The sequence below is a fragment of the Streptomyces caniscabiei genome, from assembly GCF_014930365.1.
Taxonomy (GTDB): Bacteria; Actinomycetota; Actinomycetes; order Streptomycetales; family Streptomycetaceae; genus Streptomyces; species Streptomyces caniscabiei.
Genome location: NZ_JABXWI010000011.1, coordinates 23,887 through 42,106, shown reverse-complemented (window position 1 = coordinate 42,106; position 18,220 = coordinate 23,887). Strand labels below are relative to the sequence as shown.

The window sequence follows — 18,220 nt, the reverse complement described above, 5'->3', positions numbered from 1 at the left end:
AAGTGAGAGGTGGTCCCGGCGATGAGCGAAGCCCCCGACCCCGAGGTCGTGGAGCTGGCGACCAGGATCTTCGATCTGGCCCGGAGGGGCGAGACCGAGGCGCTCGTGGCGTACGTCGACGCGGGTGTGCCGGCCGACCTCACCAACGACCGCGGCGACTCGCTCGTGATGCTCGCCGCGTACCACGGCCACGCCGACGCCGTACGGGCCCTGCTGGCCCGTGGCGGGGAGGCCGACCGGGTCAACGACCGCGGTCAGACTCCCCTCGCCGGGGCGGTCTTCAAGGGGGAGGAGAGCGTCATCCGGGTCCTCCTGGAGGCCGGGGCCGACCCGGCCTCGGGTACGCCGAACGCGGTCGACACCGCACGCATGTTCGGAAAGATGGAACTGCTCGAACTGTTCGCAGCACACTGATCAACATGTTCTGACCAGGCGCAACACGAAAGACGGGGGAGGCGGTACGGGGCCGCCGGATATTTCGGTCGCGGCAGCGAGAACCGCCGGGTCATCATGACGTCGTGATTCACGGACATGATGGCTGGGCAGGTGTTGCCGCACCGCGTGGGCCGTGACGCGGTCCGCATGGGCCACCGACGAGAGGCAGAGGAAGATGGTCTTCAGCAAGCAAGAGACGGCGGGCGCTCCGACGTGTTGTCACGCGGCCAGGTAATGCAGGATCCCCGGTTGCGTCGACGCTTGATGTGAGGCTGTTTCCCATGTTCGAACCGGTCATAGCGCCCAGCGGTACGCTGCTCGGCCTGCTCCAGCGGGGCCGCGGCGACGGCACGCTGCACGCGCTCACCGCCCCGCGGGCCGAGGCGCTCGCGGCACTGAACCACTGTGTACTGAGCGACCCCCGCCACGACTGGCAGGTGGAGAACCGCTCCCTGTACTACGCCCGTCTCTACCTCGACCTGAGCGGTGACCTCGACGAGATCGAGCGGCACCTCTTCGACGCCGAGGACATCCTCGACACCGACGAGTCGCGCACCGGGCTGGCCCTCGCGGTCCTCGGGCACCTCGCCTCGTACGGCAGGCGGGACGCACTCGACCTGCTGCGCAGGTACGCCGCCGTGGGCACCAGCTGGGCCTGGGCCCTGGACGAGCTGGCCCTCAGGGACGACGACGAGGGGCTGCGCTCCCTCGCCGAACCCGTTCTCGCGCGGTTCACCACCGATCCGGAGGGCGAGGCCGAGCTGGCCGCCGCCGTCCGTGACGCCTTCGAACCCCGGCCCTGGCGGCTGTGGGCCGACGATCCCCGCGAGGCGATCGCCACCCGCGTGCGGACCGCCCACGAGACCGGTTGTTTCGACCGCTGGCAGCGGCAGATGCGACCGAGCGGGCCCCGGCCCGGTTGGAGCGTCAGGGCCGTGTTCGAGTGGGCCCAGCAGGGCATCGAACGCGGCGCGGTCCTCCATGTGCCCGCCGCCCGGTGTCTGACCGCCGTCGCCGGCCCCGAGGACCGGCCCGAGATCCTCGTCGCCGCCCGCTCGGGCGACGACGGCGCCCGCTGCACCGCCTTGCGCTACCTCGCCGACGGCAACGATCCCGACGCCCTCGACCTGATCGAGGGCGCCGTGGCCGACGGCACGACGATGGTCGTGGAGGCCGCCGTCGATGCCTTCGAACGGATGCGCAGCATGGCCGCCGTCGACCGGGCCCGCGGCTGGGTGCACCGGCCGGACGCCCTGGGCGCCGCCGCCGGACGCATGCTCGCCTGCCTCGGCGGGGTCAAGGACAGCGACCTGGTGCTCGGCGCGCTGCGCGAGGCCGTGCGCGGCGAAGGACCGGACGCGCCGACCCTGTGGACCCTCGTCGACGGTGCCGGACGCCTCGGCATCGTCTGCGCCGCGCCCGTCCTGCGCCATATCTACCGGGAGACCGCCTCCTCCCATCTCCGCGGCCGCGCCGCCCGCGCGCTCGCCGCCACCGACCCCTCCTTCGCGGCCGGCTTCGCCGTCGAATGCCTCTGGGACTGCGAGGAGACCACCCGCGAGATCGCCGCCCGGCACGCCGAGACGGGAGACGCGCGCGTCGTCGACCAGCTCCGCAGGCTCGCCGCCGACCCGGCCGAGGAGGCCGAGGTCCAGACAGCCGTACGCAGCCGAATCGGTCCTGACATGCCCGCAATGTGAACACCCCGTGACCCGGAGGTCAGGAGGGCATGGACACGGTCTGACCTGGACATGTGTGCAGCGCAACGCTCATGGGACGTTCCTCGTCCGGAAAGATCCACGTTGACGCGGCCACGTCCGGCACGACGACAACACCGGTATGCGTGTCGTCATAGTGACCGAGTCCTTTCCCCCCGATGTGAACGGCGTGGCCCACTGCGCCCTGCAGACCGCGCGGCACCTCGTCGCGCGGGGGTACGCCCCGCTCGTCGTGGCCCCGGCCACCGCCCAGGGAACCGGAACCGGAGCCGGAGCCGACCTCCAGGCACCGTGCCCCGTCGTCCGCGTCCCCTCCCTCCCGCTCCCGGGCTACCCCCAGGTCCGTGTCGCCCTGCCCAGCCGCCGGGTCGCCGCGGCGATCGTCGAGCACCGGGCCGACATCGTCCACCTGGCCAGCCCCTTCGTCCTCGGGGTGCGCGGCATGGCGGCCGCCGCCCGCCTCGGCGTCCCCGCCGTCGCCATCTACCAGACCGACCTCGCGGGATACGCCCGCACCTACGTCCACGCCGGTGAGGCGGCGGCCTGGCGGCGCATCCGCTCCGTGCACGCCGCCGCCGACCGCACCCTCGCCCCGTCCGGCGCGGCCCTGCGCGACCTGGAGGCACACGGCGTGCCCCGGGTCAGGCTGTGGCCGCGCGGCGTCGACACCGTCCGGTTCCGCCCCGACCTGCGCGACGAGTCGCTGCGCCGCGCACTGGCGCCGAACGGTGAGCTGATCGTCGGCTACGTCGGCCGTCTCGCCCCCGAGAAGCAGATCGAACTGCTCGCGGGCGTGTGCGCCCTGGAGGGCGTGCGCGTCGTGGTCGTGGGTGACGGACCGAGCGAACCGGGGCTGCGCGAAACTCTGCCGGGCGCCGTCTTCCTGGGCCGCCGTACCGGCGACGAACTCGCGCGGATCTTCGCCTCGCTCGACGTCTTCGCCCACACCGGCCCCTACGAGACCTTCTGCCAGACCGTGCAGGAGGCCATGGCCAGCGGGGTGCCCGTGGTGGCTCCCGCCGCCGGGGGCCCGCTGGACCTCGTCGCCCACGGGCGCACGGGGCTCCTGGTCCCGCCGCGCGACGCGGCCGCCGTACGCGACGCCGTGTGGTCGCTCGCCGCCGACCCGGCGCTGCGGGCCGCCTACGGGGCCGCCGGACGGGCCATGGTGGAGGGGCGCACCTGGGCGGCCGTCGGCGACCAGCTCATCGGGCACTACGCGGACGTGCTGACGGCACGGACGGCGGTGGCGGCGTGACCGGGGCCACCGCGGGGGCACGGCGGGACGGTGCCCGGACCGGGCTGCGGATCGTACGGCTCGCCAACTTCGTCGCGCCCTCCTCCGGGGGCCTGCGGACCGCGCTGCGTGAGCTGGGCCGCGGGTACGAGGCGGCCGGGCACGAGGCGGTCCTGGTCGTGCCAGGGGAGCGGTACACCGACCGCGCGACCGAACAGGGCCGGGTGATCACCCTGCCCGGACCGCTGCTGCCGGGCACCGGCGGCTACCGGGTCCTCATGGACAGGCGCCGGGTGGCAAGCCTCCTGGAGTCGCTGGAGCCCGACCGGCTGGAGGTCTCCGACCGGACCACGCTGCGCTGGACGGGGAAGTGGGCGCGGCGGGCCAGGGTGCCCGCGGTGATGGTCTCGCACGAGACCGCCGACGGGGTGCTGCGGACCTGGGGGCTCTCCGAGGGCATGGTCCGACGGGCCTCGGACGCCCTCAACGTCCGTACCGCCCACACCTACGCGCGGGTGGTGTGCACCACCGAGTTCGCCGAACGGGAGTTCGTGCGGATCGGTGCGCGCAACGTCGTCCGGGCACCCCTGGGCGTCGACCTCGTGGGACGCCGCCCCGGCCTGCGCGACCGGGGGCTGCGGGAGCGGCACGCGCGCGGGGACGAGGTCCTGCTGGTGATGTGCTCCCGGCTGTCCGTGGAGAAGCGGCCCGGCACGGCCGTCGACGCCCTGGAGGCGCTGCTGCGGCGCGGGCGGCGGGCCGTGCTCGTCGTCGCCGGGGACGGCCCGCTGCGCGGCAGGCTCGAACAGCGGGCCGAGGGGCTGCCGGTGACCTTCCTGGGCCACGTGGGCGACCGCGAGACGCTGGGCGCGCTCCAGGCCTCCGCCGACGTGGCCCTGGCCCCCGGGCCCGCCGAGACGTTCGGGCTGGCCGCTCTGGAGGCCATGGCCTGCGGTACGCCCGTGGTGGCCAGCTCCTCCTCCGCGCTGCCGGAGGTCATCGGCTCGGCCGGCGCCACGGCGGCCGACCACGGGGCGTCCTTCGCCGACGCCGTCGAACTGCTGCTGGACCGGTCCGAGGGCGAGCGCAGGGAGGCGGCACGCGCGCGTGCCGAGTGCTTCGGCTGGCAGAGCGCGGTGGACGCCTTCCTCTCCGCGCACGACGCGACCGCCGGGAGCCCGGTCCGGGAGGGCGTGGGATGAGAGCCCGGCGATTCGTGGCCCTCGGTGACTCCCTCACCGAGGGCGTGGGCGACCGGGTCGAAGGCGGCTGGCGGGGCTGGGCCGCGCTGCTCGCCGAAGGGCTCGGCGCGGACGGCGTGCCGGGCGCCGGGCCGGACGCGGAGTTCGTCAACCTGGCGGTCAGCGGCTCCCAGACGCGCGACGTCCTGGAGCGGCAGCTGCCCGCCGCGCTCGACCTCAGCCCGGACCTCGCCTCCGTCGTCGTCGGCGTCAACGACACCCTCCGCCGCACCTTCGACATCCACGCCGTCGCCGCCCGCCTCGACACGGTCTACGGGGCGCTCCGGGAGCGCGGGGCGGTGCTGCTCACCGCCTGTCTGCCCGACCCCGGGACGATGCTCGGGCTGCCCGGGGTGCTCGCCCGGCCCCTCGCCCGGCGGCAGAGGGCCGTCAACACCGTCGTGCACCACCTGTCCGAGCGCCATGGAGCCGTCCATCTGCACGCCTCGGAGGGCGCCTGGCTGACGGACCGCGCGATGTGGAGCGCGGACCGGCTGCACCCCGGCGAGCGGGGGCACCGGCAGTTCGCCCTCCGCTTCCACGCCCTGCTCACCGAGGCGGGACTCGCCACCGGCCCCACGCCCTCCGCCGAGCCCGAGTCGCCGGCGCCCGGCCGTGGCGCCGCCGTCCGGTGGCTGGCCACCGCGGGCACGGGCTGGGTCGCCCGGCGCTGCACCGATCTGCTCCCGCAGCTCCTCGCCCTCGCCGTCGCCGAGGTGCGCCACGAGGCGCGCGGCACCAGCGCCCGGCTCGACCTGTCCGCCTCCCACGCGGTGGCGTCGGCCCTGGCCGCACTGTCCGTCGCCGAGCAGCGGCCGGAGGTGGCGTGAGGCTCCTCCGGGCGACCGGCCCGACGCCTGGGGCCACCCCCGGTCAGCGGCGGTGCCGCACGACGACGAAGCGCACCGGCGTCCCCGGCGTGGCCTGGGCCGCGCCGGGCAGGTCCGCCGGGTCGACGACCGCGATCACCGGATAGCCCCCGGTGGTCGGGTGGTCGGCGAGGAAGACCACCGGACGGCCGTCCGGCGGCACCTGGACGGCACCCAGCACCATTCCCTCGCTGGGAAGTTCACCCGGCCGGGAGCGCTCCAGGGCGGGCCCCTCCGTGCGCAGCCCGATGCGGTTGCTCGCGGACGACACGGCGTAGGGACGCCCGGTGAGGGTGCGCAGCGCCGTGTCCGTGAACCAGTCGTCGCGCGGGCCCGGCGTGACACGCAGCACCAGCTCCGAGGGCGGCGCCGGGTGCGGGACGACGTCCACGCGCGCGTGCGGGCGGGCCGGGCGGCCGAGGGGGAGCACGGTGCCGTCCGTCAGCGGGGGCGGACCCAGGCCCGACAGCAGGTCCGTGGAGCGGCTGCCGAGCACCGGCTCGACGGCCACACCGCCGGAGACGGCGAGATAGGCGCGTACGCCGGAGCGAGCGGGGCCGATGTCGAGGAGGGCCCCGCCGGGGACGCGTACCGGTGCGCCCCAGGGGGCTGGACGTCCGTCCACGGTGACCGGGCCGGGGGCGCCGCCGACGGCGACGGTGACCGACGAGCGCGGACGCACGGAGCAGCCGGTGAGGGTGGTCTCCAGCACGGCCGCGTCCGGGGAGTTGCCCACCAGACGGTTGACCAGGGCGGCCGCCGGCGCGTCCAGGGCACCCGAGCGCGGCACGCCGAGATGGGCGTGACCGGGGCGGCCCCGGTCCTGGACGGTGGTCAGGGCGCCCGCGCGGACCACCACGAGGGCATCGTCCGTCACGGCGCCTCCAAGGGGGTGAAGCGGACCCGGGTGCCCGGGGCCAGCAGCGCCGCCGGTACGCGCGTGTGGTCCCACAGCACGACGTCCGTCGTACCGATCAGCTGCCAGCCGCCCGGGGACGCGCGCGGGTACACGCCGGTGTACGGGCCGGCCAGGGCGACCGACCCCGCGGGGACCGACGTGCGCGGGGTCGCCCGGCGCGGGACCTCGCGGGGCAGTCCCGTGAGATAGCCGAAGCCGGGCGCGAAGCCGCAGAACGCGACGCGGTACTCGGCCCCGGCGTGGACACGGGCCACCTCGGCCTCGTCGACACCCCAGTGGGCGGCGACGTCCGGCAGGTCGGGGCCGTCGTACCGTACCGGGATCTCGACGACGTCCTCGGTGCGTGGCGGGACGGGCGGGATGTCCCACGAGGCGAGGCGTTCGGCGAGGCGGGACGGGGCGTCGAGGCCGTCCAGGAGGACCGTGCGGGCCGCCGGGACGATCTCGGTCGCCGACAGGTCGCCCGTCGCGCGGCGGCGGAGCAGCTCGGCGTGCAGGGCCGCGGCCTCCTCGCCCGTCCCCACCTCGATCAGCAGGGCGCGGTCGCCGACCGGCAGGGCTCTCATGAGAACGCCTCCACGCGCACGCCGGAGGCCGCCAGAGCGGCCCGCACCCGCCGGGCCAGCTCCACCGCGCCCGGTGTGTCGCCGTGCAGGCACAGGGAGCGGGCCCGGACGGGGACGCGTGCGCCGGAGTGGGACACGACCGTGCCGTCCGTGGCGAGGCCCACCGACCGTGCCACCACCGCGTCGCCGTCCGTGATCACGGCGCCGTCCTGGCCGCGCGGCACCAGCGTGCCCCGGTCGGTGTACGCGCGGTCCGCGAACGCCTCGGTGACGGCGGGCAGCCCCGCCCCTTCGGCCAGCGCGAGGAGACGCGAGCCGGGGAGGCCGAGGACGGGCAGCGTGACGTCGGCGAGGAGCACCCCGTCGACGACCGCCGCCGCCTGTTCCTCGTCGTGCACGACGCGGTTGTAGAGCGCGCCGTGCGGCTTCACGTACGACACGCGCGTGCCCGCCGCGCGTGCGAAGACCTCCAGGGCACCGATCTGGTAGGCCACCTCGGCCGCCAGTTCGGCGGGCGGCACGTCCATCGCGCGCCGCCCGAAGCCCGCCAGGTCGCGGTACGAGACCTGGGCGCCGATCCGGACACCGCGCTCGGCCGCCAGCTCGCAGACCCGCCGCATGGTGACCGGGTCCCCCGCGTGGAAGCCGCAGGCCACGTTGGCGCTGGTGACGACGGACAGCAGCCGCTCGTCGTCGGTCAGCGTCCAGCGGCCGAAGCCCTCGCCGAGGTCGGCGTTGAGATCGATGGAGCTCATGAATCCCATTCTCCTGCTGGTGTGTCAGAGCACGCGGTACTGCTCGTCGCGGGCGTCGGTCAGGAACATCTGGCCCGGGGCGTGCGTGAGGGCGAACGGCGGGCGTGAGGCCATCACGGCGGCCTGGGGCGTCACCCCGCAGGCCCAGAACACCGGGATGTCGTCCGGTGCGGCGTCGACCGGGTCGCCGAAGTCCGGACGGGACAGGTCCGCGATGCCGAGGCCCGCCGGCTCGCCGCAGTGCACCGGGCCACCGTGCACGGCCGGCAGCAGACTGCTCTCCCGGATCGCCGCCGCCAGATGCTCGGGCGGCACCGGACGCATCGACACCACCAGCGGGCCGCGCACCCGCCCGGCGGGCCGGCACTGGCGCGCGGTGACGTACATGGAGACGTTGCGGCCCTGGTCGATGTGGCGCATCGGGACGCCCGCACCCGTCAGCGCCGACTCGAAGGTGAAACTGCATCCGATCAGGAACGACACCAGGTCCTCGCGCCAGACGTCGACCACGTCCGTCGGCTCGGCCACCAGCTCGCCGTGCTCCCAGACCCGGTAGCGCGGCAGGTCGGTGCGCAGGTCAGCGCCCCGGGCCAGCGGGGTCGTCCACGCGCCGGCGTCCGTGACGTCGAGCACGGGACACGGCTTGGGGTTGCGCTGGCAGAACAGCAGCATGTCGTACGCCCAGTCGGCGGGCACCGAGATCAGGTTGGCCTGGGTGTGCCCGGCGGCCACGCCCGCGGTGGGGCCCGCGGCGCCCGACCGGAACCGGGCGCGCGCCTCTTCGGGTGTCCACGCGTGCGCGCGGGGATCGAGGGAGGTGAAGGGACGGTCGTGCGGGGTGGTGGCCGGGCCCGCGTCCCGCGCGGTCAGGTGGTTCACAGGAGTTCCCTTCCGCGCGTCTCCGGCAGACCGAGCAGGGCGACGGCCGCCAGGCCGTAGCCGATAGCGCCGAAGACCAGCGCGCCGCCCACGCCCCAGCTGTCCGCCAGGAACCCGACCGTCGTCGGGAAGACGGCGCCCACCGCGCGCCCGGTGTTGTACGTGAAGCCCTGCCCGGTGCCGCGGACGGCCACCGGGTACAGCTCGCTGAGGTACGAACCGAAGCCGCTGAAGATCGCCGACATGCAGAACCCGAGCGGGAAACCGAGCACCAGCAGCAGGGTGTCCGCGCCGCTCGGGATGTTCGCGTACGCCAGGATGCACAGCGCCGAGAGCACGGCGAAGAGCCATATGTTCCGGCGGCGGCCCAGCAGGTCGGTGAGATAGCCGCCGGTGAGGTAGCCGATGAAGGCGCCCGAGATCAGGAACGTGAGGTAGCCGCCGGTGCCGACGACCGACAGACCGCGTTCCGTCTTCAGATAGGTGGGCACCCAGGTCGCCAGCGTGTAGTAGCCGCCCTGGACCCCGGTCGAGAGCAGCACCGCGAACAGCGTGGTGCGCAGCAGTCCCGGCGCGGCGGCCGTGCCCGGCCGGAAGATCACGGCGAACGAGCCCTTCTCGGCGCTCCGCTCGCGCGCGGCCGCGGCCTGCGGGGCGTCCTCGACCGAGCGGCGCACCCAGATCACGAGCAGGGCGGGCAGCGCGCCGGTCCAGAACATCACGCGCCAGGCCAGGTCGTCGCCGAAGACGGAGAAGACGATCGTGTAGACGATCACGGCCAGACCCCAGCCGACCGCCCAGGAGCTCTGGATCGCGCCCAGCGTGCGCCCCCGGTGCTTGGCGCTCGCGTACTCCGCGACGAGGATCGCGCCGACCGCCCACTCGCCGCCGAAGCCCAGCCCCTGGAGGGCGCGGAAGACCAGCAGCGTCTCGTAGTTGGGCGCGAAGCCGCAGGCCACGGTGAACACGGCGTACGTGATCACGGTGATCATCAGCGCCTTGACCCGGCCGATCCGGTCCGCGAGCACGCCCGCGGCGGCTCCGCCGATCGCCGAGACGACCAGGGTGACCGTGGTGAACAGCCCGGTCTGACCGTTGTCCAGGCCGAAGTAGGCCGTGAGCGCGACCATGCTCAGCGGCAGCGTGAAGTAGTCGTAGGAGTCGAGGGCGTAGCCGCCGAACGCGCCGCCGAAGGCGCGGCGGCCGCGCGGGCCGAGGGCCCGCAGCCAGCCGAGGGGACCGTCGTCGTCGGGACGGCCGTCCGGGGCGGGTTCGCTCGTGGAGGTCGGGGCCGGGGAGGGACGATTCGTGCTCATGGGCACCTCGCGGTGAGGGGGAGGGTGCGTGAGGACCGAGCCGTGGTGAGGGGGCTTGGGGAAGGGCGCCTGTCCAGCAAGGTAGAGGATCGTTGAACGATCCTTCAATACCCCTGTTGTTTCGTTCTCCTCTCTGCGATTGAATTCCGTGCATGGCCGCCGAACTGACGGGACTTGCCGACGACCGCGCCCTCCTGGGGCGCACCAGCACCGCCGAGCGGGTCTCGGACATCCTCCGCAGCCGCATCGCCGACGGCTTCTTCCCACCCGGGACCCGGTTGTCCGAGGACAGCATCGGCGGCGCCCTCGGCGTCTCCCGCAACACCCTCCGCGAGGCGTTCCGCCTGCTCACGCATGAACGACTCCTCGTCCACGAGCTCAACCGGGGCGTCTTCGTACGGGTGTTGACCGTCGAGGACGTGGCGGACATCTACCGCACCCGCCGCCTCGTCGAGTGCGCCGTCGTGCGCGGGCTCGGGGAGCCGCCGTACGCCGTGGAACGGCTCGCCGAAGCCGTCGCCGAGGGGCAACGGTCCGCCCGCGCGGGCGACTGGAAGGGGGTGTCCACCGCCAACATCCACTTCCACCGCGAACTCGTCGCCCTCGCCGGCAGCGCCCGCACCGACGAGCTGATGCGCAGCGTCTTCGCCGAACTCCGGCTCGCCTTCCACGTGGTGGACAATCCCCGTGAGCTGTACGAGCCGTACCTCGCGCGCAACCTGCTCATCCTGCGCACGCTGCGACGGGGGGAGCGGGACGAGGCCGAGCGGATGTTGGCCGAGTATCTCGACGACTCGCTCCGGCGACTGGTCGAGGTCTACGGGCGAAGGGTGCGGGACGGCGCCCCGTGAGCGGCGCCACGGCCCGTCCGGCGGCTCGGGGGCTCGTCCGGCGGCGCGTTTGGGTCGATGTCAGCCCCAGGACCTAGTCTGTGCACCGTGACTTCACCCGCATCGACGGACAGTGTTCCGCCCCAGCTCAGCGCGGGGCCGCGCCCCGCGCAGGGGCCGGCCGCCGACGAGGGCCTGGCGCGCCGGCTGCGCGCGCTCGCCTGCACCGCGCCGCTGCACGACCTGGACGCGCGCAAGGCGAACCTCGCCGGTGAGTACACGGTGTACGGCATGGCCGAGGTCGCCCTCGCCGCCATCGACCTGGTCACCCTGAACATGGACTTCGACACGGGCGCGGACCACGACCAGATCGTCGCCCGCCTCATCCCGCGCATCGCCGCCCAGGCGCCCGGCCGGCCCGTCGAGGAGCACGAGCGGGTGGCCCGCTGGGTCCTGGAGAACCTGATCAACGTCGGCAGCGTCGACCGCGGCTTCCGGGCCGTCTACGGAACCTTCGCGCCCGACGGCACCTATGTCCGACGCGACTACGACTTCAAGCTGATCGAGGAGGTCCCGGGCTACGGAGGCGGTGTCTACCTCCGGACGACCGACGAGGCCGTCAACGTGCTCGTGGGCGCCCTCGACACCGATGTCACCAGCGCGCAGATCGCCGCCGAGGTCAAGCTGGAGGTCCTGATCAGCCGGGGCCGCCTCGCCGACGCCCAGCTCGCCGCCGAGCAGGCCCGCTACCGGACCGTGCAGTACTCGGAGACCCTGCGCAGGGCCCTCGACGCCACCCGGCGCAACGTCCGCGCGGTCGACTGGCTCCAGACCGTGCCCGACATGATCGCCGAGGCCCTCGACCACGTCGCCGACCGCTACCGCCACGAGAACGCGATCCTCACCAACATCCGCAAGGCCCGCGACGAGTCCGAGGACCCTGAGCAGAAGCGGCGCGCCGCCGAGCTGGTCGACATCGTCAAGGACTGCATCCGGCGGCACACCCAGTTGCAGTCCCGCCTCCTGGAGGCCGGGCCGCTGTTCCGTGCCGAGCAGGACCGGCAGGCCTTCGCCACGCCGATGACGACCTCCGGGACAGACCTGTACGGGCATCTCGTCGCACCACTGCTGCCGCTGCCCGTGGAGCGGGCCCGACGGGTGACCGACGCCTTCTTCGCCCACGGCACCGGCCTGCGCACACCCGGGTCCGTCCGGGTGGGGGACCTCGTGGAGCTGCTGTTCACCCCGCCGGTCGAACGGGAGCACCTCGGGGCGGAGATGCCGGAGCCCGACCTGATCGCCACGCCCGACGACAGCCGGTTCAGCGAGGAGCAGCTGGCGGCGGCGAAGGAGCTGCTGGACCTCCCGGCGGACGCGCCCCGGCGGCTGTCCGGGCTGCTGGCGGAGGCACGGCTGCAGGATGCCGAACTGCCCTATCTGGTCGCCCTGTTGGCCGTCCACGCGGCGAGCCCCCCGGTCGGTACGGCCTATCGGCAGGGGGAGGAGAAGCTGCTGTTCGCCGTGGACGACGGGACGGAGCTGGACGATCCCGAGTTCGGCGGGGCGGACCTGATCGTGGGGATGGCCCTGCTGGACTCCGCGGGGATGGCAGCGGACAGGGAGGCGGCGTGAGGACGCCGTGTCATGAGATCGAGGAGTTCTTGTCGTGAGTGAGCATGTCGAGTGGAGTGAGCCGGAGACGGCAGCGGCTCCGGTGGCGGCCGCCCTCACTCCCGCCGACGCCGCCGACGCCGCTCGGCTCGTCTCCTTCGGGCTCCAGCCGAAGCTGCAGCCGGCCCGTGACCAGGAGTACGGCGAACTGCTGCGCCGGTACCGCGAGGATCCGGCGTTCGCCCGGCTCGCCGACGCCGTCGCCACCGGGCTCGGGCTGGTCGTGCTGGAGGTGTCGCCGCGGGCGGGGATGGCCGTCACGGCGGCCGAGGACTCGGTGTTCGCGGTGCGCATGGGCGACTACGCCCGGCGGACGTCGGCGGACTCGGTGGATCGCTTCCTGCACGGACTGGCGCATCTCGCCGTGGCCGCGATGGCCTTCCCCCGTCCCGAGGACCTCGCGGACGACGGATACATCGGCCGGGTCTCGGTCCACGGCGTCGACGCCTTCGTACGGCAGGCCTGCCGGCGCCTGGAGGAGCGCGCCGAGGAGCAGGGCGAGAACACCGACCCGGCGACCGACGCGCCGGGCCTGGAATCGGCCTGGCGGATCTGGGCGAGACGCAGCTCCACCGGCGCCACCAAGGACGCCCGCCGGCTCGCCGGGTCCACCACCGGCATCATCGGCAAGGCGGTCGGCTTCCTGACCGACTCGGGCTTCCTGCAGCGCACGGGCGACGAGAACGGCGGTACGTATCGCACGACCGCGCGTTATCAACTCCAGGTGCGGGACATGGCGGGCAGTGCCGCGATGGCCGAGCTGCTGGAGCTGGGCGTGGTCCCGGTCACCGACGGATCGGCCACACTGCTGCCCCCCGAGGACTCCGACGACCTGGAGCTGGTGGCCGACGCCGGACTGCCGTTCCACTCACCGTCCTGACCCCGCGACCGCCCTGATCTCACAACTGCCCTGATCCCCCCGCACGATCCACCGTCACCACCGCGAAAGTCCGCCGCCATGTACGAGCTGTCCCGGGTCCGCCTCTACTCCATCGGGCCGGCCGGTGCGCGCTACGCCGACACCGTGCTGGACCTGAGAGGTGTGGGCGACTACGTGCCCGATCCCGCGCCGCGGCAGGCGGAGTTCTTCCAGGACGAGCCGACCGAGCCGCCGCGCCGGCCCGCGCCGGCCGGGGTGCTCTTCCTGGAGAACGGCGGCGGCAAGTCCGTATTGCTCAAGCTGATCTTCTCGGTGATGCTGCCGGGCCACCGCAACACCCTGGGCGGCGCCAGCTCCGGAGTGCTTCGGAAGTTCCTGCTGGCCGACGACTGCGGGCACGTCGCCCTGGAGTGGCAGCACACCCTGACCGGCGAGTGCGTGGTCGTGGGCAAGGCGAGCGAGTGGCGGGGGCGGCAGGTCTCCAACGACCCGCGGAAGTTCGCCGAGGCCTGGTATTCCTTCCGGCCCGGACCGGGGCTGAGCCTCGACAATCTGCCCGTCGCCGAGTCCACCGCCGTACGGCCGCCCGTCGAGGGCGCGTCCGGCGCGCAGGGGCGGCGGCGGACCATGAAGGGGTTCCGGGACGCCCTCACCGAGGCGGGCAAGGCGTATCCGCACCTCGAAGTGCACTGGGAGGAGATCCACGACCGCTGGAACGAGCATCTGACGGACCTCGGCCTCGACCCCGAACTCTTCCGCTACCAGCGCGAGATGAACGCCGACGAGGGCGAGGCCGCCGGCCTCTTCGCGGTGAAGAAGGACTCCGACTTCACCGACCTGCTGCTGCGGGCCGTGACCGACACCCGGGACACGGACGGACTGGCCGACCTCGTCTCCGGGTTCGGCAACAAGCTCGGACGGCGGGCGGAGCTGATCGCCGAACGGGACTTCACGGCCGGGTCCGTCGATCTGCTGAACCGCATCGTGGAGGCGGCCGAGGGGCGCTCCCGGGCCCGGGACGTCCACACGGCCGCCGAGCGGCGCACCCGCACCCTGGCCCGGCGGCTCTCGGCACGCGCGACCCGGGAGCGACTGCGGGGCACCGACCTCGCCCAGCGGGTCACGGCCGCCGCGTACGCGGTCACCCACTCCGAGGCCGCCCGTGACCGCAGCGCCCTCATCGCCGCCGAACTGGCCTACCGGCACGCCTCGTTGGCGCTCGCCGCCGCCGAGAAGTCGGCCGCCGCGCAGAAGCGCGAGCTGGCCGACGCGCGCACACTGCACTCCGCCTGGCAGGCCGCCGAGGCCGTGCTCAGGCACCGGGCCGCCGCCGACCGCGCTGCCAGGGTGGCCGCCGCCATCCAGGAGGCCGAACGGGACGCCGCCCCCGCGCTCGCCGCCCGCGCCAAGGCCGCCGTCGACCTCGTACGCGCCCTGCACGCCGCCGCCGAGAGCGCCGAGAACCTCGCCAACGAGGGCGAGGAGAAGTCGTCCGCCCTTCAGGAGGTCGGCGAGGCCGCCCACCGGGACTCGACCGTCGCCGCCACCGAGGCACAGCGCGCCCGCAGCGAGATCGGACACCTCAAGCAGCGGCTCGGCGAGGTCGAGCAGGAGACCGCCGAGGCGGTCCGCGCGGGCTGGCTGGACGACAGCGCGCCCGACGCCGACCCGGCCCGGGCCGCCCTCGCCGCCAGCGACGCCGAGAAGACGGCCGTCGCCGCCTGGGACACCGCGCGCGAGGCCGCGCGCCGTGCCTCCGAGCACGCCCGGGAGGCGGCCTCGGCCGAGTCCCGCGCGGAGCTCACGGCCGCCCGCGCGGCCGACGCGGCTGTCGCCGCCGAGCGCGCCTACGACGGGGAGCGACGCACCGCGGAGGTCCTCGCGGGGGAGGAGCGGCTGGCGGAGCTGCTGAGCCTGCCGGGTGCCGTGGGCAGGGCCTCGGGAGGGGTGCCGGGGCCTCGCCGGGGCGGGTCCGAGGCCGGCGCCGACGGCGCGACCGGTGTCGGCGCCACCGCACGGGCGGCCGGCGCGGACGCCGTCGGTGGTTCGGGCGGGGTGAGGGGCTCGGGCGGCCAGGCCGCGTCGAGCGGCGTGGGGGGCGCGGGCGGTCCGGGTGAACGCGATCTCGCCGAGGGCCCCCTCACCCCCGAGGAGCTGGACCGCTTCGCCGACGAACTGCGCGAACTGCTCGACGAGAACGTGTCGTCCGCCGAGCGGCACCTCTTCGAGCTGCGCACCGCCGCGGCCGACGACTCCCGCATCCTCGGCGCCCTCGGCGACGGCGGACTGCTGCCGCCGGGCCCCGACGTCCTGGCGACCGTCGAGTTCCTCGGTGAGCACGGCATCCCCGCCCTCCCCGGCTGGCGCTACCTCGCCCAGGCCGTCGACCCCACCGACCACGCGCGCGTGCTCGCCGCCCGCCCCGAGCTGGTCGACGGTGTGATCATCACCGACCCCGACTCGCACGCCCGGGCCCGCGAGGCGCTGAGCGAAGCCGCCCTGCTCCCCAGGTCGGCCGTGGCCGTCGGCACGGCCGCCGCCCTGCTGGCGCCGACGCCGCCCATGGACGCGGGCGACGGCGCCTCCTCCGACGTCTTCCTCGTCCCGCCGAACCCGGCCATGCACGACGAGCACGCCGCCGACGAGGAGCGTCAGGCGCTGCGCGCGCGGGCCACCGCACGCGACGAGGAGATCCGCGAACTGGCGGCCCGGCTCGGCAAGGACCGGGAGCTGGCGGCCCGGCTCTCCTCCTGGCGCACGGGCTGCCCGGCGGGACGGCTCACCGAACTGGCCGACGCCGCGCGGGACACGCGCGCGTTCGCCGAGGAGGCCGAGGCGGAGCTCGCGGAGGCGCGGACGGTGCGGGCCGAGGCCGACGAGGCGGCCGCCGAGGCCGCCCAGGTCCGGGACGAACGGCAGGAGGCCGCACAGAAGTCCCGCCGTGCCGCCGACGCGCTCGCCGGACTCGCCTTCCGGCTGCGCGAACGGGCCGGCTGGCAGGCGAAGCTCCGTGAACTCGCCGACGACGCCGCCGAGTCCGAGGCCCGCGCCCAGTCCTGCCTGGAGCGGGCCCGCGCCGCCGACGAGGACCGCCGTGCCACCCAGCGCGGCGCGGACGACGCCCGCCGCACGGCGCGAGCGCTGCGCGCCGAGCGCGCCGAGATCGCGGGCGCCCCCGACGACGTACCGCAGACGGACTCCGACGCCCCCAGACAGCCCCTCGCGGCTCTCCGCGAGGCCTACCGCGCCGCGTCCCAGGTGTACGAGAAGGTCGGCGTCGATGCCGATCTGCGGGCCGAGCAGGCGCGGGCCGAGAGCGACGAGAGCGCCGCGATCGCCGACCTGGACCGGCTGACCAACAAGGTCCGCAACCGCGCCGAACAACTGCTCCAGTCGCCCGACGGCTCCGACGGGCCCTCACGGCAGGCGGCGGCGGCACGCGCCGAGGAGCTCGTCCAGTTGCTGGAGACGCGGATGTCCACCGCGAGCGAGCAGCTCGGCCGGTTGCGCGGCGAGGCCGAGCGGCACGCCCCGGAGGACGGCGAGACGCACACCGAGCTGCCCGAGGAACTGCTCCCGCGCGACGCCGACCACGCCCAGGCCCTGCTGCGCACGGCCACCGCCGAACTGGCCTCGCGCGCCGAGGCGTTGACCCAGGCCCGCGAGGCCCACGCCGAGCTGCTGGAGTCCCATCGCGCCTCCGAGGACGCGGCCGGCGGCTTCGACGAGACCGCCGCGCTCCTGCGGGACCTCCTGCGCGACCACTCCACGGACGACGAGCAGGACGAGCCCGAGGCCTACCCCGGAGGGCTCGAGGAGGCCCGCAGGGCCGCCGCGGAGGCCCGCCGCTCGCTGCGCGGCTGCGCCGCCGACCTCTCCGCCGCCGAGGGCTCCGTGCGGGAGGCGAGCGACGTCCTCGTACGCCACGCCAACTCCACACGCTACGAACAGGTCCGTACCCCGGCCCGCCAGCAGATCCGGGAGCTGCCGGCCTCCTCGCTCCCGGAGCACGCCCAGAAGTGGGCCGACGCGTTCGCGCCCCGACTCCGGGTCCTCACGGACGAGTTGGCCCAGCTGGAGCGCAACCGGGACTCGATCGTCGACCGGCTGCGGGGCCTCGTGGAGTCGGCCCTCGCGACGCTCCGCTCCGCCCAGCGGCTCTCCCGGCTGCCCGAGGGCCTGGGGGAGTGGTCCGGCCAGGAGTTCCTCCGGATCCGCTTCGAGGAGCCCGACCAGGCGACCCTCACCGAACGTCTGGGCGAGGTCGTCGACGAGGCGACCCGCGCCGCGGTGAAGAAGAACTCCGACATGCGCCGCGACGGTATGTCGCTGCTGCTGAGGGGCGTCAGCGCCGCGTTGCAGCCCAAGGGCGTCGCCGTGGAGATCCTCAAGCCGGACGCGGTGCTGCGGGCCGAGCGCGTCCCCGTCGGTCAGATGGGCGACGTCTTCTCCGGCGGTCAGCTGCTCACCGCCGCCATCGCGCTGTACTGCACGATGGCCGCGCTGCGCAGCAACGACCGGGGACGGGACAAGCACCGCCACGCCGGCACCCTGTTCCTGGACAACCCCATCGGCCGCGCCAACGCGACGTACCTGCTGGAGCTCCAGCGCGCGGTCTCGGACGCCCTCGGCGTCCAGCTCCTCTACACCACCGGCCTGTTCGACACGACGGCTCTGGCGGAGTTCCCGCTGGTCATCCGCCTTCGCAACGACGCCGACCTACGAGCGGGCCTCAAGTACATCAGCGTGGAGGAACACCTCCGCCCGGGACTGCCGCAGCAGCCCCGGGCGGGAGAGACGGTGCACACGGAGATCACGGCCACGAGGATGTACAAGAGGCCGACGCCCACCAGAGCCTCGTAGAAGGGGCTCTGCCCCCGAAAGGGGCGCGGGGAACCGCGCGA

14 protein-coding genes are annotated in these 18,220 nt (G+C 74.5%); 9 read left to right on the top strand and 5 right to left on the bottom strand.

All coding sequences use genetic code 11. The annotated features are described in order from the left end of the window. The first annotated feature begins 21 nt into the window (after positions 1-21). The 5 genes from HW837_RS28590 (at position 22) to HW837_RS28570 (ending at position 5,461) form a co-directional block, all read left to right on the top strand. Positions 22-414 carry an ankyrin repeat domain-containing protein gene (locus HW837_RS28590; protein ID WP_045557303.1) on the top strand — a complete coding sequence of 131 codons (393 nt, stop codon included), beginning with the start codon at positions 22-24 and terminating at the stop codon, positions 412-414. 302 nt (positions 415-716) lie between these two features. Further along, positions 717-2,135, top strand: coding sequence for a HEAT repeat domain-containing protein (locus HW837_RS28585; protein WP_045557304.1), 1,419 nt, complete (start codon positions 717-719; stop codon positions 2,133-2,135). Positions 2,136-2,274: 139 nt separating this feature from the next. Continuing rightward, positions 2,275-3,411 (top strand): glycosyltransferase family 4 protein, encoded by a 1,137-nt coding sequence (locus HW837_RS28580; RefSeq protein WP_093789336.1) that lies wholly within the window; start codon positions 2,275-2,277, stop codon positions 3,409-3,411. Next, positions 3,408-4,592 carry a glycosyltransferase gene (locus HW837_RS28575; protein ID WP_193380499.1) on the top strand — a complete coding sequence of 395 codons (1,185 nt, stop codon included), beginning with the start codon at positions 3,408-3,410 and terminating at the stop codon, positions 4,590-4,592. The genes HW837_RS28580 and HW837_RS28575 overlap by 4 nt, the downstream gene beginning before the upstream one ends. Then, on the top strand, positions 4,589-5,461 hold the full coding sequence (locus HW837_RS28570) for an SGNH/GDSL hydrolase family protein (RefSeq protein ID WP_045557306.1): 873 nt from the start codon (positions 4,589-4,591) through the stop codon (positions 5,459-5,461). The genes HW837_RS28575 and HW837_RS28570 overlap by 4 nt, the downstream gene beginning before the upstream one ends. Before the next feature lie 43 nt (positions 5,462-5,504). Here the strand turns inward: HW837_RS28570 and HW837_RS28565 are convergent, their stop codons facing one another. The 5 genes from HW837_RS28565 to HW837_RS28545 are packed head-to-tail and all read right to left on the bottom strand — an operon-like array spanning position 5,505 to position 9,935. After that, on the bottom strand, positions 5,505-6,377 hold the full coding sequence (locus tag HW837_RS28565; RefSeq protein WP_045557307.1) for a 5-oxoprolinase subunit C family protein: 873 nt from the start codon (positions 6,375-6,377) through the stop codon (positions 5,505-5,507). Then, positions 6,374-6,985, bottom strand: a complete 612-nt coding sequence (locus HW837_RS28560) for a 5-oxoprolinase subunit B family protein (protein WP_093789335.1) — start codon at positions 6,983-6,985, stop codon at positions 6,374-6,376. The genes HW837_RS28565 and HW837_RS28560 overlap by 4 nt, the downstream gene beginning before the upstream one ends. Further along, a complete protein-coding gene (locus HW837_RS28555; RefSeq protein WP_193380500.1) occupies positions 6,982-7,740 on the bottom strand; it encodes a LamB/YcsF family protein in 759 nt (252 codons plus the stop codon). The genes HW837_RS28560 and HW837_RS28555 overlap by 4 nt, the downstream gene beginning before the upstream one ends. Positions 7,741-7,764: 24 nt before the next feature. Continuing rightward, a complete protein-coding gene (locus HW837_RS28550) occupies positions 7,765-8,610 on the bottom strand; it encodes a putative hydro-lyase (protein ID WP_177261795.1) in 846 nt (281 codons plus the stop codon). A 5-nt stretch (positions 8,611-8,615) separates the two neighbouring features. Beyond that, on the bottom strand, positions 8,616-9,935 hold the full coding sequence (locus HW837_RS28545) for an MFS transporter (RefSeq protein WP_045557311.1): 1,320 nt from the start codon (positions 9,933-9,935) through the stop codon (positions 8,616-8,618). Positions 9,936-10,087: 152 nt separating this feature from the next. On the opposite strand from HW837_RS28545, the gene HW837_RS28540 reads away from it, so the two are divergent. From HW837_RS28540 to HW837_RS28525, 4 genes are all read left to right on the top strand, one after another. After that, positions 10,088-10,786: a GntR family transcriptional regulator gene (locus HW837_RS28540; RefSeq protein WP_045557312.1), complete on the top strand. Its 699-nt coding sequence runs from the start codon at positions 10,088-10,090 to the stop codon at positions 10,784-10,786. A gap of 87 nt (positions 10,787-10,873) precedes the next feature. Beyond that, positions 10,874-12,397 (top strand): hypothetical protein, encoded by a 1,524-nt coding sequence (locus HW837_RS28535; RefSeq protein WP_045557313.1) that lies wholly within the window; start codon positions 10,874-10,876, stop codon positions 12,395-12,397. A gap of 34 nt (positions 12,398-12,431) precedes the next feature. After that, positions 12,432-13,316, top strand: a complete 885-nt coding sequence (locus HW837_RS28530) for a hypothetical protein (protein WP_045557314.1) — start codon at positions 12,432-12,434, stop codon at positions 13,314-13,316. Positions 13,317-13,394: 78 nt separating this feature from the next. Further along, positions 13,395-18,179, top strand: a complete 4,785-nt coding sequence (locus tag HW837_RS28525; RefSeq protein ID WP_193380501.1) for a hypothetical protein — start codon at positions 13,395-13,397, stop codon at positions 18,177-18,179. The last annotated feature ends 41 nt before the right edge of the window (positions 18,180-18,220 follow it).